Consider the following 15,727-nt stretch of genomic DNA (forward strand, 5'->3'; position numbering starts at 1 on the left):
ACGCGCCAGTGTAAGGGATGCGTTGCCAAAAAAATTTGACCTTGCGCTGCATTTCACGAAAAATCCGCGCGCCCCTACCAGCGCGAGCGGTGGCTTTCCGTCACCCCGGCCAGCTGCGCCACGATGCGCTTCGGAGAGTCCGCGCTGGTGCGCACCCAGCCGCTGAAGGTGCCGATGGGCTGGATGTAGCGGCTGGCGGCGATCCACAGATTCTTATCCTCGCGGCGCGCGCCTTCCGGCTTGAAGTGCAGGTCCAGCAAATCGTCGTCCGTCCACACATGCCACGGCGCCAGCGGGTTGTCGGGATTGAAGTCGAAGTGCGCGCGGCCCAGCGGATACAGCTGGCCATCGAGCCACAGCGCGTTTTCATGCGCGCCGAAATAGCCGGCCTGCAGGTTGAAACCCAGGTCCAGGCTGTGCGCCGAGGCCCAGCGCCATTCCGTTTCGCGCGCCAGCAAGCCATTCGAATAATCGAAGCTGGCCACGCCGTCGTCCAAGCTGTAGCCCATGGCGCCGCAGCGCACGCTGCCCCACAAGGGCAAGCCGCCCGACTTTTGCGTCGCATGCACGCTGCCGCCCTCGCCCACGGGCCCCACGGCCAGCAAGGTGGGCGCCACGGGCGGGCCGAATTCCGCGTCGATGCCGAAATGGCCGCAATCGAGCCGCAAACGGTAGCGCTGCTGGGGCTGGGCCTCGATGGAGATCACTTGCGAGAGGAAGCGGAAACGGCTGCTGGCGCCCGCATGCGGCGCCACCGTGGCGCTCAAGCCCGGCACGCCATCCTGCGAAAAACTGGCCACGATCTTGCCCTTGTGGCGGTCGAAGGCATACGCGAAGGCCGTGCTGGTCCAGCCCAGGTCGACGATGGCCACGCCGCAGAACAGCGTGGGCGTGGACAGGGCCACATAATGCCAGCGCTTGTGGTGGAACAGGCGCCAGAGGGCGCCGCGCGCGTGGGGCGGCGCCAGAGCGGCCCAGTCAAAGGCGTTCAATTGCCCCGTGTAGCGGCCAAAGCAGGGGACGCCATCGGCGTCGAGCAGCTGGGGAGGAGCCGGCGGCAGCATCATGCGGCCCGCCTTGCGGCAGCGCCGCCGTCGAGCAGGGCCTGGGCCAGCAGCGCGCCGAAGGCTGCCGGCTGCGTCTGCGCAATATCAATATCCGGGCAGGCATGCCAGAGCGCCAGGCGCTGCACGGCGCCGGCCACGTCCTGCACCAGGCGGGTACTGAGGCGCACGCCGTCTTCCAGCGCCAGCGACTTGATCTCGAAGCGCCCCTGCGCGCGGTGCGCCTTGGCGTCCAGGCGCCCCACCAGCGCGCCGCGGCGCAAGATCGGCAAGGTGAAATAACCATAGCGGCGCTTTTCGGCCGGCGTGTAGCATTCAAGCCGGTAGTCGAAGCCGAACAATTCCAGGGCGCGGCGCCGGTCCCAGACGACGGGATCGAACGGCGAGAGGATCGTCGTCAGGGTGGGCGCCAGCTTGCCGGCCGCCGCGTCGCGCAACAAGTCCCCATGCTCGGCATGCACGTACACGGCATCACTCCAGCCATCGACCGTGCAGCGCAGCAGCGCGCCCTCGTCCACCAGCGCCTGCAGATCGCGCGCCAGGCTGGCGCGCGGTTGCCTGGTGCGGAAGTAATCGCTGATCCAGCTGGCCCGCGCCAGCCCCAGCGCCTTCACGCTGGCCAGCAGCAGGCGGCGGCGCACCTGGTCCTCGGACGGCAGCAAGCCATCGTGCCAGCCCGGCAGCACGCGTTCGGCCAGGTCGTAATAGCGCTGGAAATTGTGGCGTTTGGCGATCATCAGCACGCCCGACGTAAACAGCACTTCGAGCGAGCGCTTTTCCGGCTTCCAGCTCCACCAGCCGCCCGCCTGGCCATCCGTGCGCTCGAAGTCGGCCGAACGCGCGGCGCCGTTGGCGCGGATATGTTCCAGCACCGAAGCGACGGCCTCGCCCTGCTCCGCCATCCATTTGACGGAGTATTTCCAGCCCATGGCGGCCGGATCCAGCATGCGGTGGCGGTACAGGCCATAGTCTTCGATGGGCACGAAGCAAGCCTCGTGCGCCCAGTACTCGAACAGCGCGCCCTCGGCCAGCAGCTGCTCCAGCCACGGCTGCGGATAGTCGCCCAGGCGGCTCCACAGCACCAGGTAGGGGCTGCGCGCCACCACGTGGATGGTGTCGATCTGCAGCACGCCCATCTGCCGCACGGCGGCCAGCACGTCCGCCTTCACGGCTTTCTTGCGCCGCGCCTGCAGCAAGCCTTGCGCGGCCAGGTGCAGCGCGCGCGCGGCGGCCAGCGATAAAGCGGGGGGATCGAAAAGAATGGGCTGGTGTGGGCTGTGCATAACAGAAAGATACCGCATTCTGCACACGCCTTGTGCGTTTTATCGCTATCGGATCGCGCCCGCTACGTTGCGGGAAACACGACCGTCACCGCCAGCCCCCGGCCCTGCAGTCCGGCGCCGAGGAGGATCTGCGCGCCATGGCGCTCGGCGATGCGGCGCACGATGGACAGGCCCAGCCCGCTGCCGGGAACCTGGCCACCGCCCAGGCGCACGAAGCGCTCGAACACGCGCGCGTGCCATTGCTCGGCGATGCCCGGCCCCGTATCGGCCACGCGCAGGTAGCTGCGCCCCGCCTCCACGCCGCAGCGGATCTCGATGGCGCCCGGCGCCGGGGTATAGCGCAGCGCATTGTCGACCAGGTTGCGCAGCAATACCTGCAGGCTGTCCGCATGCAGCGCGCAGGGCGCCGGCGCAACGTTGACCGCCAGCGACAACTTGTACGGCGCGGCCAGCGCCTGCCACTGCGCCCCCTGCGCTGCCAGCACGTGCGCCAGGTCGCCCGGCGCCAGCGCCGTCTCTGCCTGCGACTGCGGATCGAGCTGCGCCAGCGCCAGCAACTGGTTGACGAGGCGCGTGGCGCGCTCCACGCTGGCGCCCAGGGCGGCGATGAATTCCTCGCGTTCGTCCGCGCTGCGGGCCCGCTGCAGCACTTGCAGATTGGTCTTGATGGCGGCCAGCGGCGTGCGCAGCTCGTGCGCCGCATCGGCCGTGAAGCGCTGTTCATTGTCGCGGCTGTGCCGCACCCTGCCGAACAGGCGGTTGATTTCCAGCAGCAGCGGATGCAGCTCCGAAGGCGCGCCGTGCACATGCACGTCCGTCAGTTCATCGGGCGTGCGTGCCGACACTTCGTCGGCGGACGCCTGCAGCACGCGAAACACGCGGTGGATGCTCCACCAGATGGCGATGGTGGCCAGCGCCACGAGTAGCAGGCCGAACAGCGCGATGCGGTAAAAGAAACCGCGGCTGATGTCGTCGCGGTGGCTGGTCGGTTCGGCCACCAGCAGCTGCAGGCTGCGCTGCGGGTTCCACAGCGAAAACAGACGCCAGCGCTGGCCGCCGATGCTGGTCCACGACAGGCCGTCCGGCGCGCTGCGCGACAGGGCGATGTCGGACGCCGCGTCGTTGCGGTACAGGACGCGCTGCTGCGCGTCGCGCACCTTGAACAGCAAATACTGGTGGGGATTCGGATGGCCGCGCAGCGGCAGGTCGATGGGCCCCGTCAAGCCATGCTCGCGCGCATCCTTTTCCACCAGCGACAGCAGCAAATGGCCCGTCTCGATCAGCGACTGGTCGAACAATTCCTGGCTTTCGCGGCGCGCTTCCACGTAGACGATGGCGGCGCTGCCCACCCACAGGGCCAGGGTCAGGCCCAGCAGCACGGCCAGCAGGGTGCGCCGCAGCGACCAGCTTTTCACGCCGCCGCTAGCCGTTAAGAATCTCTTAAGAACTTCTGCGCAAGATCCGGAGCGAAATATTTTTTGGGAAGCCATGCCTGCAATTGTAAATGATTCTTATTGCTTTCATGATTCCCATTACCTAAACAATACAGACCAATAATTCATTCACCCTCAGGAGTTTGCATGTCCAACAGCCCCCGCCGCGCGCGCCTGCCGCGTCCCACCACCCTGGCCCTGGCCTTGGCCGCCCTGTCCTGCCTGCCGGCCCACGCCCAGACGGGCACGCCTGCCAGCATGCCGGAAGTGGTGGTTTCCGCCTCCGGTTTCGAGCAGGATATCAAGCAGGCGCCCGCCTCGATCACCGTGCTGACGCGTGAAGAACTGTCGAAGGAACGCTTCGGCAACCTGACGCAGGCGCTGGAAAGCGTGGAAGGCATCGACGTGGGCGCGGCGGGCGACAAGACGGGCGGCATGAACATCAGCATCCGCGGCATGCCCAGCGACTACACCCTGGTGCTGATCGACGGACGCCGCCAGAACGCGGCCGGCAATGTCACGCCAAACGGCTTCGGCGGCACGCAGACGAGCTTCATGCCGCCGCTGGCCGCCATCGAGCGCATCGAGATCATCCGCGGCCCCATGTCGACCCTGTACGGTTCGGATGCCATGGGCGGCGTGATCAACATCATCACGCGCAAGGTGGGCAAGCAGTGGATGGGTTCCATCTCGGCCGACTACACCTTGCAGGAAGAGTCCGATTTCGGCGACGTGAAAAGCGGCCGCTTCTACCTGAGCGGCCCTCTCGCCACCGACCTGCTGGGCCTATCCCTGCGCGGCAGCAAGCAGCGCCGCGATGCGGCCAACATCCGCTACAACGACGCGGCCGGTGCGGAAAATGTGCCGAGCATGGGCGCCAATCCCGTGCGCGCGGACATCGAGAACTTTGGCGCGCGCCTGGCGTTCACGCCCAACCGTTTCCATACCGTCATCCTCGACGCGGATGCGGGCCGCCAGACCTACGACAATTCGAAGAAGCAACTGGGCACCTTGGGCTTGCAGGGCGGCTACGGTCCCGAGCAGAAATACAACCGCGACCAGTGGACGCTGTCGCACACGGGCCGCTTCGGCTTCGGCACCCTGGACAGCAGCTACATGGTGAACAAGACGGAAACCCTGGGCCGCACGATTCCGCCAGGCACGCCCGGCGCCGTCGCCGGCAGCGCGCGCACCCTGGAAGTGGAAAGCCAGGTGTTCGACACCAAATTGGTCATGCCGTTGGGCAAACACATGGCCACCGTCGGCGCGCAATGGTGGAAAGCGGAAATGACGGATGGCGTGGCGCCAAAGAAATTCGAATTCACGCAAAAAGCCCTGTTCCTGGAAGACGAATGGCAGGTGCTGGAGAATGTCGCGCTGACCTTCGGCGCCCGTTATGACGATCACAGCATCTTCGGCGGCCAGACCAGCCCCCGCGCATATGCCGTGTGGAACGCGACGCCAAGCTGGACCGTCAAGGGCGGCGTCAGCAAGGGCTACAAGACGCCACGCGTGGAACAATTGTCGCCAGGAATCAACGGTTTCGGCGGCCAGGGCACGATTCCCCTCGTCGGCAGCCCGAACCTGAAGCCGGAAACGAGCACGACGACGGAAATCGGCGCGTATTTCGACAACCTGGCCGGCTGGACCGCCAGCGGCTCCCTGTTCAACAATCAATTCAAGGACAAGATCACGACGGGCACGGGCCTCGTCAACTGCGATTACCGTCCCTCGCCGAACCGTCCCGGCTGCGTCAGCTTCGGCAACTGGCCCAACGTCGATGCGTTCGGCCAGTCGGTCAACGTGGATGAGGCCGTCACGCGCGGCGTCGAGCTGAATACGCGCTTCCCGCTGGGCAAGACCTTGTCGGCCAGCGCCAACTACACGTACACGGAAAGCGAACAGAAGAGTGGCAGCAACGCGGGCAAGCCCCTGAGCGACACGCCCAAGCACGCCGTCAACGCGCGCCTGAGCTGGGATATCTCGCGCGAATGGAACGGCTGGCTGCGCGCCGAGTACCGCAGCGAACGCTTCCGCGATCCGGGCACCTCCGCTTCCACGCGCGCCGCCAAGGCCGCGCTGGGCGACTACAAGGGCTACACCATGTTGCACCTGGGCAGCAGCTACCAGCTGAACAAGCGCGTCACCCTGAACGCGGCCGTGTACAACCTGCTCAACAAGGACTTCGTCGACTATCAGCCTTACCGCGCACCGACGTTGACCTACGCCAACCGCTATGTGAACAGCCTGGACGGCCGCCGTCTGTGGCTGTCGGCCACCGTCGATTTCTGATGCGCTAATCCAGCCGCATCATCGATGCCAACGGGCTGCCTCAGGGTAGCCCGTTTTTTCATCAGGCCGCTTGCGCTTTATCAATGCAATAGCCGATCGCATGCACGGTGCGTATCAAGTCCCGCCCCAGCTTCTTGCGCAGGTGGTGGATATGCACTTGCACGGCATTGCTTTCCACTTCATCGCCCCAGCTGTACAGGTTTTTCTCCAGCTGTTCCCGGCTCAGCACCCGGCCACCGTGTTCCAGCAGCAATTGCAGGATGCGAAACTCCTTCATCGTGAGCATCACGGGCAATCCCCCTTGCGTCACCTGCCGGTCCGCGATATCGAGCACCAGGTCGCCGTGCACGAGGTGCTCGCGCAGGCGGCCCGCGGCGCGCCGGCAGGCGCTGCGGATGCGCGCGGCCAGCTCGTCGAGGTCGAACGGTTTCACGATGAAGTCGTCGGCGCCCGCGTCGAGCCCGGCGATGCGCTCGCCCACCTGGTCGCGCGCCGTGACGACCAGTACGGCGCCGCTGTAGCCATTGTCGCGCAGCACGCCCAGCGCCTGCATGCCATCCTGTCCCGGCAAGCCCAGGTCCAGCAAAATGCAGCCATAGTCGTGCAGGCGCACGGCCGTGTGCGCATGTTCGGCGCTCGTGACCCAGTCGACGGCGTGGCCGGCCTGTTCCAGGCCGATCTGCGTGGCGCGGCCCAGCTGCGGGTCATCTTCGGTCAGCAAGATGCGCATGGGGTGGGAGGCGGACGGGCCGCTCAGTCCTTTTTCTTGATCAGGCCAGCGAGCGCGGCGAACGGATTGTGCGTGGCGGGCGCCACCTCGGCCGACAACAGGCCGGCGCCACGGTCCGCTTCCAGGTAGCGCGAGTGCTCATTGTCGTGGCAATACAGGCACAGCAGTTCCCAGTTGCTGCCATCGGGCGGATTGTTGTCGTGGTTGTGGTCGCGGTGGTGCACCGTCAGCTGCTGCACGTTGGCGCGCGTGAATTCGCGCATGCAGCGGCCGCAGACCCACGGGTACATCTTCAGCGAACGCTCGCGGTAGCCGCTCTCGCGCTGGTCGGCGGCGCGGCGCGCTTCAGCCACGATCTTGTCCAGTCTTGCCGCGTCGGGCTTTTTACTCTGCATGACAACTTTCGATATGGGAGGAAGAAGCATCCATTTTAATGAGGATGGGGGCGCAATTGTACTTTTTCTGCCACGGCGCCAGCCCGTGTCGCCGCCGGCGTGCTTTTTTTAGCGTGCGCGGCACCACGGCTACTTGATTTAAAGCAAAATAAGGCCAGCGACAGACCGCGAACAGACGATGGCAGCGGCGGCAACACGCTGACGCGCAAGGCGGCCGATTTCGGCTATCATGCGCGCCACGCCGCCCCTCCCCTTTTCCATGAATATAGCCTGCAAGCGCCCGTGATAGCGATAACAAGACCCCTGCAACGCCTTGCCCGCCGCCTGTACCGTCTCAGCCTGGTGCCCCTGTTCGCGCTCATCCTGCTGCTGGCGCTGTGGGCGGCCGTCTTTTACCAGGTGGGCCAGGAGCGGGCCAGCGCCGTGCGCGACGCCGTGGCCGTCAGCCAGTCGCTGGCGCGCACCCTGGCCGACCATACCAGTTTCACCTTGCGCCAGACGGATCACGCCACGCAATTGTTCAAGCTCAAATACGAGGAAACGGACGGCGGCCTGCGCCTGAATGAATTCACGCGCCGCCAGGGCTTGCTCGACAGCGTGCTGCCGTCGAAGCTGGCATTGCCGATCGCCCTCGTCGATGCGCAGGGCAATGTGCTCGACAGCGCCAACGCCTACCTGCCGGAAAACCTGGCCGGCCAGGCATTTTTCAAGGCGCTGGCCGCGAATGCGTCCGACACGGTCCTGGTCGACACGCCCATGCTCGACGCGGGCGGCAAGCACTGGACCATCCGCCTGGCGCGCCGCCTGAACGATGCGCAAGGCCGCTTTGCCGGCGCCATCGTCATCCTCGTCGACCCCACGTATTTTGTCGACGACTACGACCGCCTGAACCTCGATGAACAGGGCGCGCTGATGCTGGTGGCGCGCGACAGCGGCCTGACGGCGGGGCGCATCGGCGAACAATTGATCCTCAGCGACCGCATCGACTTCCGCATGCCGGGACCGCCGCAGCACGCCGCCGGAGAATTGCTGATCGAGCCGCCCGTCGACGCGACGTCCCGCATCTACAGCTACCACGAGCTGCCGCGCTACCCGCTGCTGGCCGTGGTGGGCGTGAGCCGCGCCGTCGCCCTGGCGCGCTTCGAACACCGCCGCCTGATATATGTCGGCGCGCTGCTCGCCGCCAGCGTGCTCATTGCCGGCTTTACGACCCTGCTGATGCGCCAGAGCGCGCGCCTGCGCCGCAGCATCCGCCAGGCCACGGAAACGCAAGCCTTGCTGCGCGCGGCGCACCAGGGCAGCCTCGATGCCGTGCTGCTGCTGAAAGCCTGGCGCGCCGCGCCGGGCAAGCCGGTGGAAGACTTCACCTTTGCCGACATCAACGAGCGCGCCGCCGACATGCTGGGCAAGCCGCGCTCCGAACTGCTGGGCCAGCGCGTGCTGCCGCTGATACCGCTGCTGCGCGGCGAGCGTTTCTTCAAGCGCTTCGTGCTGGTGATGGAAACGGGCCAGCCGCTGGAAGATGAATTCGAACTGCCGCTGGCCTCGGGCGGCACGCGCTGGCTGCGCCACCAGGTGGTGCCGATCGCCGACGGCGTGGCCGTCACCTCGCGCGACATCAGCGCGCGCAAGCACGACGAACTGGCGCTGCAGGACAACCGCAGCTTCCTGCAGTCGCTGATCGACCATCTGCCCGTGCTGGTCTACGTAAAAAGCGCGCGCCCGGAAAATTTCGGCCAGATGGAAGTGTGGAACAAGGCGGCCGAGGACATCACCGGCCACCTGGCCGCCGACGTCATCGGCAAGACCGATTGCCAGGCCTTCCCGCCCGACTTCGGCCTGCACGACGCCGAGGACGACCGCGCCATCCTGGCCGAGCGGGGCGTCATCGACCATACGGAAAAGCCGTTGCGCCTGTTCGATGGCAGCCTGCGCTACCTGCGCGCCGTCTCCGTACCCGTGTTCGACGAGCGCCAGCAGATCGAACATATCCTGTGCATCGCCGAGGATATCTCGCAGCGCCGCCAGCAGGAACTGGAACTGCGCCAGAAACAGGCCGAACTGGCCGCCGTCAACGACGCTTCGCCGCTCGGCCTGGTGCGCCTGGACCGCCAGCGCCGCTGCACCTACGTCAACCGCACCTTCGAATCGATCACGGGCTTGCCGCGCGCGGCCGCCCTGGGCGCCGGCTGGACCAGCGCCCTGCACCCGGACGACTATCCGCTGATGCACGTGGCGCTGGAACAGCTCACGCGCAGCCATGCGCCATTCCAGTCCACCCTGCGCTGCCTGCACCGCGCCGGCAGGCTGGTCTGGGTCTCCGTCAAAATTGCCCCCATCCTCATCGACGGCCGGATCGAAGGCTACGTGGGCAGCCTGGACGACATCACCATCCTGCGCGAATCGGAAGTGGCGCTGCTGGAAAGCGAAGCGCGCCTGCGCACCATCGCCGACACCCTGCCGGCCATGATCGCCTACATCGACGCCGACCAGGTCTACCGCTTCCTGAACATCGCCTATGAACGCGAATTCGGCCTGACGGGCCGGCAAGCGCTGGGCAAGAGCGTGCGCGACACGGTGGGCGAGGCGCGCTACCGCACGGTGGCGCCGTACATCGAAAGAGTGCTGGCGGGCGAAACCCTGAGCTTCGAGGAAGAAGACGACAAGGAAGGCATCGAGCGCTGCCTGGAAGTGATCTACATCCCGCAGATCGGCGAAGACAAGCTGCAGGTGGTGGGCTTTCACGTGATGCGCCAGGATATCACCGTGCAAAAGCGCGAAAAACAGCGCCTGCTGAAACTGGCCCAGGTCGACGCGCTGACGGGTTTGTCGAACCGCGCCGGCTTCCAGCAAAAACTCAGCGACGCCATGCACGCGAGCCGCCAGCATCAGCACCTGATGGCCGTCATGTACATGGATATCGACCGTTTCAAGCCCGTCAACGACACACACGGCCACGGCACCGGCGACGCGCTGCTGCGCGCCTTCGCCCAGCGCCTGACGCAAACCATGCGCGTCACCGACATCGTCGCCCGCCTGGGCGGCGACGAATTCACCATCATCATGGAACAGATCACCCGGCCCGAGGACGCGGCCGTGCTGGCGGAAAAAATCGTCGCCGCCATGCAGCAGCCGTTCGAACTCGATGGCATCACCGTGCGCATTTCCGCCAGCATCGGCCTGGCTTTCTACCGCGACGAAGACATCCCCCCTGCCGTGCTGCTGCAGCGGGCCGACGTGCTGCTGTACAAGGCCAAGCAGGATGGCCGGAATACCTATCGCGCCGGGATGCTGACCACTTGATATGGCCGCTGGTGCCTGGCGCGGGTCTGACCCCTATCATTCCTGCTATATTGGCGCCTGTCTTCCCTACCCTTGGCCCACCATGCGCCTGCTGCACACTTCCGACTGGCATCTGGGCCAGACCCTGCACAATTACGAGCGGGGCTACGAGCACCAGCGCTTCCTCGACTGGCTGCTCGACACGCTCGTGGCCGAAAAGGTCGACGTGCTGCTCGTTGCCGGCGACGTGTTCGACAACGCCAACCCGTCGGCCGCCTCGCAAAAGCAGCTGTACGTCTTCCTGCAGCAGGCGCGCGCGCGCCTGCCCGCGCTGCAGCTGGTCGTCGTCGCCGGCAACCACGATTCGGCGGGACGGCTCGAAGCGCCCGGGCCCCTGCTGGCCGCGCACGGCACGCACGTGATCGGCCATCTGCTGCGCGACGAAGATGGCCAGATCGACCTGGAGCGCCTGCTGCTGCCTTTGACGGGCGCCGATGGGCAAGTGCAAGCCTGGTGCCTGGCCGTGCCCTTCCTGCGTCCCGGCGACGTGCCGAAACTGCCGGCCGGCGATACCCAGGACGCCTACCTGGGCGGCATCGCCCTGCTGTACCGCCAGCTGGCGGACCTGGCGCTGGCGCGCCGCCAGCCCGGCCAAGCCATCGTAGCCATGGGCCACTGCCACATGGTGGGCGGCGAAATGTCCAACGATTCCGAGCGCCGCATCGTCATCGGCGGCACGGAAATGCTGCCGTCGGGGATTTTTGACGCCGCCATCGCCTATGCGGCGCTGGGCCATTTGCACAAGGCGCAAGCCGTGGGCGGCCAGGCGCATATCCGCTATTGCGGCAGCCCGATTCCCCTGTCCTTCGCCGAAGTCAATTATCGCCATCAGGTGCTGTGCCTGGACATCGATGGCGAACAGCTGAAGGACGTGCGCACCATCGAAGTGCCGCGCGCCGTGCCCCTCTTGCGCGTGCCCGCCACGCCGGCGCCGATCGACGAGGTGCTGGCGCAGCTGGCCGCCCTCGACGTACCCGCCGCCGCACCGGAAGCGCAGCCCTTCCTGGAAGTGCGCGTGCGCCTCGATGCGCCGGAACCGGGCCTGCGCACGCGCATCGAAACAGCGCTCGACGGCAAGCAGGTGCGCCTGGCGAAGATCGAAACGTCGAGCGCCGCGCGCAGCAGCGCGCCCGAGAACATGACGCTCGACCAATTGAGCCAGCTGCAGCCCGAGGACATCTTCCGCCGCCTGTACCTGCAAAAATACGGCCGGCCCGCGCCGCCCGAACAACTGTCGGCCCTGGCCGAACTGCTGCTGCCCGGCGCCTGACGGTACCTGAAGAACCATGAAAATACTGAAAATCAGCGGCAAGAACCTGGCCTCGCTGGCCGGCGAATTTGAAGTCGACTTCCAGCAGGAGCCGCTGGCGTCCTCCGGCCTGTTTGCCATCAGCGGCCCCACGGGCGCGGGCAAGAGCACCCTGCTCGACGCCCTGTGCCTGGCCCTGTACGACGCCACGCCGCGCCTGCTGAAGGTGCTGGGCCGGGGCAGCGCCCTGCCCGACGTGGGCAAGGAAACCGTCAACGCCCAGGATACGCGCACCCTGCTGCGCCGTGGCACGCCGGACGGTTACGCGCAAGTGGACTTCGTCGGCAACGATGGCGCAAGCTATCGCGCGCGCTGGAGCGTGCGCCGCTCGCGCACCCGGGCCGAAGGGGCGCTGCAGGCGACCGCCATGAGCTTGCACCAGCTGCCAGCGCTGCAGCCCATCGGCGGCACCAAGACGGAAGTCAAGGAAGAGATCGAAAAGCGCATCGGCCTGTCGTTCGACCAGTTTACGCGCGCCGTGCTGCTGGCGCAGAACGAGTTTTCCACCTTCCTCAAGACGGAAGACAATGAACGGGGAGAATTGCTGGAAACCCTGACGGGCAGCAGCATCTATACCGACATTTCCATGCGCGCCTTCGAGCGGGCGAAGAAGGAAAAACAGGTCCTCGAACGCCTGGGCGAAAAACTGGCCGACCAGCGGCCCCTGTCGCAGGAAGAGCGGGCCGAGACCGAAGCGCTGTGCGGCGCGGCCGACACCGCCCTGCACACCCTCGACTTGCGCAAGGCGGTGCTGGAGCTGCAGCAGCGCTGGCACCAGGAGACGCACAAGCTGCAAAGCCAGATAGCAGCGGCGCAAGAGACGCTCGATGGCGCGGATGCCGAACGCACCGCGTCCGAAGGACGCCGCGCGGCGCTGGCGCAGTGGGAATTGCTGCAGCCGGCGCGGCCCCTCATCGACGACGTGGCGCGCCTGGCGAACGACATCGCCGGCACCGGTGCCGCGCTGGAAGCGTCGCGCGCGCAGGCGGCGCAAGCCGTGGCCAGCGAAACGCAACTGGCTGCCAGCGTGCAACTGGCGGCGGCGGCCTTGCAAGCCAGGGAAACGGCGCAGCGCGACGCGGCGCCCCGGCTCGATCAAGCCAAGGCACTCGATGCCGGCATTGCGGCACACTTGCCTGCCCACCGCCAGGCGCAGGATGGCGCACTGGCGGCCGACCAGGCCAACGAAACGGCGCGCGCCACCTTGCACGAGCTGCAGCAGCACCAGCACGCCATGCAGGCGGAGCAGGAAACGGGCCGCCTGTGGCTGGCGTCGCACCAGCACTGGCAAGCGCTGGCCGCGTCATGGCAATTGTCGGACCAGTTGTTCGCCCAGGCCGGCCAGGCGGCCGCGCAAGCCGATGCTGCCGACGCCAGGGCGGCCGACGCGGCGCAGCTGGTGCGCGCGGCAGGCGCCGCGGGCCAGGAGGCACAGGCCGCGTTGACGGCGGCCGCCGCCACGCTCGCCGCGCACGATGCGCAGCGGCGCGAGGCGCAGTGCGCCGTGCAAGCCATCGATGGACAGCTGCTGCAGCAACAGCGCGGCCAGCTGGAAGACCATGCGCGCCAGTTGAATGCGGCGGAAAAGACGTGGACGGAACTGGCGCGCAAGCAGCAGGAGCTGGCGCACGGACAAGCAAGGGCGGCGCAACTGGCGCAGGCCGCACAAACGGAAACGACGGCGCTGGCGGCGCAGGCGGCACAAACGGCGCTGCTGGAAGCGGCCCTGGCGCAGGCGGAAAAATCCTTGAAAGGGGCGGAAGCGGCATGCGCGGCCAGCGTGGAGCAGTTGCGCGCCACCTTGCAGGACGAGCAGCCCTGCCCCGTCTGCGGCGCGCTGGAACACCCGTACAGCCACGCCGACGACGCCCTGCAGGCGATGCTGGCCAGCTTGCAGGATGAGGTACTGGCTTGCCGCGCGCAGGCGCGCAGCAATCTGGAGCGGCTGGCCACGCACAAGGCGGCGCTGGCCGCGACCGCGCGCGAACAGGCGCAGACGGATGCGGAACTGGCCGTCCTGCCGCCCGCCATCGACAGCTTGAACGCGCAATGGCAGCCGCATGCGGACACCCTGCAACTGCCGCCGGCAAGCCAGCGCGCGGACTGGTTCGCGCAGCAGCTGACGGCCAATGCGGCAGCCCTGCAAGCGCTGGCGCAGCAGGAGGCGGCGCTGCGCCAGGCCGGCGCGCGGCGCGAGCAAGCGCAGGCGGCGCACGAACTGGCCGGCGCCGAACACGCGCGCTGCACTAGCGCCGTCGCCGAAACGCAGACGCGTCTGGCGCAATTGCAGGCACAGCAGGCGGCCGGTCTGGACAAGGCGGAAACGTCGCGCGGCGCGCTTGACGGCTTGCTGGCGCAGCTCGATGCCGCGTTTGCCGACGTGGAAGGCGCCGAAGGCTGGAAAGACAGCTGGCGCGCCGGCCCCGCCGCCTTCCGCGCGGCGCGCGAAACGGAAAGCCGGCAATGGCTGAAACAGCAGGCGGACCAGGACCAGCGCGGCCACGCGCTGGCGACCCTGGCCGCGCAGCTGGAAGCGGCGCAGCTGGCCGCCGGCAAGGCACGGCAAACGGCGCAGGAGTCCCACGCCGCCTTTGCCGCCGCCGACAAACAGCGCACGGCACTGCAAGCGGAGCGCAACGCGCTGTGGCAGGGCCAGAGCGTGGCCGAGGTGGAACGCAGCCTGGCGGCGGCCATCGCGCAGGCCAAAGACCAGCTGGCGCAGCAGCAGGCGGCGGCCCACGCGGCCAGCGCGCAGCGCACGCGCCTCGACGAAGCGTGCGCGCAGCTGGCGCAGCGCCTGGCCGCCCTGCGCGAACAGGAGCACGGCGCCACCGTCGCCCTGCACGACTGGCTGCAGCAATTCCGGCAGCGTCACTCCGGCCACGCGCCCGACACGCTCGACGAGCTGCGCGCGCGCCTGGCCATCTCCATGGACGCCATGCGCGCCGAGCGCGACGCCCTGCAAGTAATCGCCGACCGCCACACGGCGGCCGTTTCCGTGCTGGCCGAGCGCCGGCAGCAACTGGCCGCGCACGTGCAGCAGCCGCCGGAAGCGCTGGAAATGGACGAGGCCGTACTGCAGGCGGCGCTGGACGCGCTGGGCGCCGAACGCCAGGCGGCCAACCAGGAAGCGACGCGACTGCGCCTGGCCATCGCGCAGGACGACGCCAGGCGCCACAGCGCGCAAGCGATGCTGGCGCAGATCGAGGCGCAAGCCGTGATCGAACGGCGCTGGGCCAGCCTGAATGAATTGATCGGCTCGGCCGACGGCAAGAAATTCCGCAACTACGCGCAGCAATTCACGCTGGAAGTGCTGCTCGGCTATGCCAACGCGCACCTGAACCACCTGGCGCGCCGCTACCAGCTGGAACGCATCGACAACCCGAACAACCCGTCGCTGGGCCTGATGGTGCGCGACCAGGACATGGGCGGCGAGCTGCGCTCCGTGCACTCGCTGTCGGGCGGCGAATCGTTCCTCGTTTCGCTGGCCCTGGCGCTGGGCCTGGCCTCGCTATCCTCGAACCGGGTGCGCGTGGAATCGCTGTTCATCGACGAGGGCTTCGGCAGCCTGGACACGGAAACCCTGCGCGTGGCCATGGATGCGCTCGACGGCTTGCAAGCGATGGGACGCAAGGTGGGCGTCATCTCGCACGTGCAGGAAATGACGGAGCGCATCGCCACCCGCATCCTCGTGCAGCCTGGGTCCGGCGGCAAGAGCGTGGTGACGGTGCGCTAAGAGCTTATCCCGGTAGGGAGCGTCTTCTGCTGGCAGCGCATCAGGAGCGCGGACAAGGCGTGAGGAGGACGCGTGGCGAGCCACGCGACGACGAGCAACGCAGTCCCCGCTTCTGAGGGGCGCCAGCAGGGGATGTATTCATC

Annotated in this window: 9 protein-coding genes; 4 read left to right on the plus strand and 5 right to left on the minus strand. The window is 67.3% G+C overall.

Features of this window, described 5'->3' with window-relative positions:
• Positions 1-74 precede the first annotated feature (74 nt).
• The 3 genes from CLU94_RS04140 to CLU94_RS04150 form a co-directional block, all read right to left on the minus strand.
• Positions 75-1,067, minus strand: a complete 993-nt coding sequence (locus tag CLU94_RS04140; RefSeq protein ID WP_099664716.1) for a DUF2804 domain-containing protein — start codon at positions 1,065-1,067, stop codon at positions 75-77.
• Positions 1,064-2,347, minus strand: a complete 1,284-nt coding sequence (locus CLU94_RS04145; RefSeq protein ID WP_099664717.1) for a winged helix-turn-helix domain-containing protein — start codon at positions 2,345-2,347, stop codon at positions 1,064-1,066. The genes CLU94_RS04140 and CLU94_RS04145 overlap by 4 nt, the downstream gene beginning before the upstream one ends.
• Positions 2,348-2,409: 62 nt before the next feature.
• A complete protein-coding gene (locus tag CLU94_RS04150; RefSeq protein WP_257218668.1) occupies positions 2,410-3,762 on the minus strand; it encodes an ATP-binding protein in 1,353 nt (450 codons plus the stop codon).
• Between the two features lie 165 nt (positions 3,763-3,927).
• Here CLU94_RS04150 and CLU94_RS04155 point away from each other — a divergent pair, with 165 nt between their 5' ends.
• Entirely contained in the window at positions 3,928-6,072 is a 2,145-nt protein-coding gene (locus CLU94_RS04155) for a TonB-dependent receptor domain-containing protein (RefSeq protein ID WP_099664719.1), read from the plus strand.
• A gap of 61 nt (positions 6,073-6,133) precedes the next feature.
• On the opposite strand, the gene CLU94_RS04160 is transcribed toward CLU94_RS04155, so the two are convergent.
• Positions 6,134-6,802 carry a response regulator gene (locus CLU94_RS04160; RefSeq protein WP_099664720.1) on the minus strand — a complete coding sequence of 223 codons (669 nt, stop codon included), beginning with the start codon at positions 6,800-6,802 and terminating at the stop codon, positions 6,134-6,136.
• Between the two features lie 23 nt (positions 6,803-6,825).
• Positions 6,826-7,197, minus strand: a complete 372-nt coding sequence (locus CLU94_RS04165; RefSeq protein ID WP_034755042.1) for a YajD family HNH nuclease — start codon at positions 7,195-7,197, stop codon at positions 6,826-6,828.
• 282 nt (positions 7,198-7,479) lie between these two features.
• Here CLU94_RS04165 and CLU94_RS04170 point away from each other — a divergent pair, with 282 nt between their 5' ends.
• From CLU94_RS04170 to CLU94_RS04180, 3 genes are all read left to right on the plus strand, one after another.
• Positions 7,480-10,500, plus strand: coding sequence for a PAS domain-containing protein (locus tag CLU94_RS04170; protein ID WP_257218669.1), 3,021 nt, complete (start codon positions 7,480-7,482; stop codon positions 10,498-10,500).
• Positions 10,501-10,582: 82 nt separating this feature from the next.
• The gene (locus CLU94_RS04175) at positions 10,583-11,809 is read left to right on the plus strand and encodes an exonuclease SbcCD subunit D C-terminal domain-containing protein (RefSeq protein ID WP_099664722.1); all 1,227 of its coding nucleotides are present in this window, start codon (positions 10,583-10,585) and stop codon (positions 11,807-11,809) included.
• A 16-nt stretch (positions 11,810-11,825) separates the two neighbouring features.
• Positions 11,826-15,584, plus strand: a complete 3,759-nt coding sequence (locus CLU94_RS04180) for an AAA family ATPase (RefSeq protein ID WP_099664723.1) — start codon at positions 11,826-11,828, stop codon at positions 15,582-15,584.
• The last annotated feature ends 143 nt before the right edge of the window (positions 15,585-15,727 follow it).

The organism is Janthinobacterium sp. 13, assembly GCF_002749695.1.
Taxonomy (GTDB): domain Bacteria; phylum Pseudomonadota; class Gammaproteobacteria; order Burkholderiales; family Burkholderiaceae_D; genus Janthinobacterium; species Janthinobacterium kumbetense.

Coding starts and splice junctions, on each gene's coding strand:
- CLU94_RS04140 (WP_099664716.1), bottom strand. CDS start 1,067: ATGATGCTGCCGCCGGCTCCTCCCCAGCTGCTCGACGCCGATGGCGTC.
- CLU94_RS04145 (WP_099664717.1), bottom strand. CDS start 2,347: ATGCACAGCCCACACCAGCCCATTCTTTTCGATCCCCCCGCTTTATCG.
- CLU94_RS04155 (WP_099664719.1), top strand. CDS start 3,928: ATGTCCAACAGCCCCCGCCGCGCGCGCCTGCCGCGTCCCACCACCCTG.
- CLU94_RS04160 (WP_099664720.1), bottom strand. CDS start 6,802: ATGCGCATCTTGCTGACCGAAGATGACCCGCAGCTGGGCCGCGCCACG.
- CLU94_RS04165 (WP_034755042.1), bottom strand. CDS start 7,197: ATGCAGAGTAAAAAGCCCGACGCGGCAAGACTGGACAAGATCGTGGCT.
- CLU94_RS04175 (WP_099664722.1), top strand. CDS start 10,583: ATGCGCCTGCTGCACACTTCCGACTGGCATCTGGGCCAGACCCTGCAC.
- CLU94_RS04180 (WP_099664723.1), top strand. CDS start 11,826: ATGAAAATACTGAAAATCAGCGGCAAGAACCTGGCCTCGCTGGCCGGC.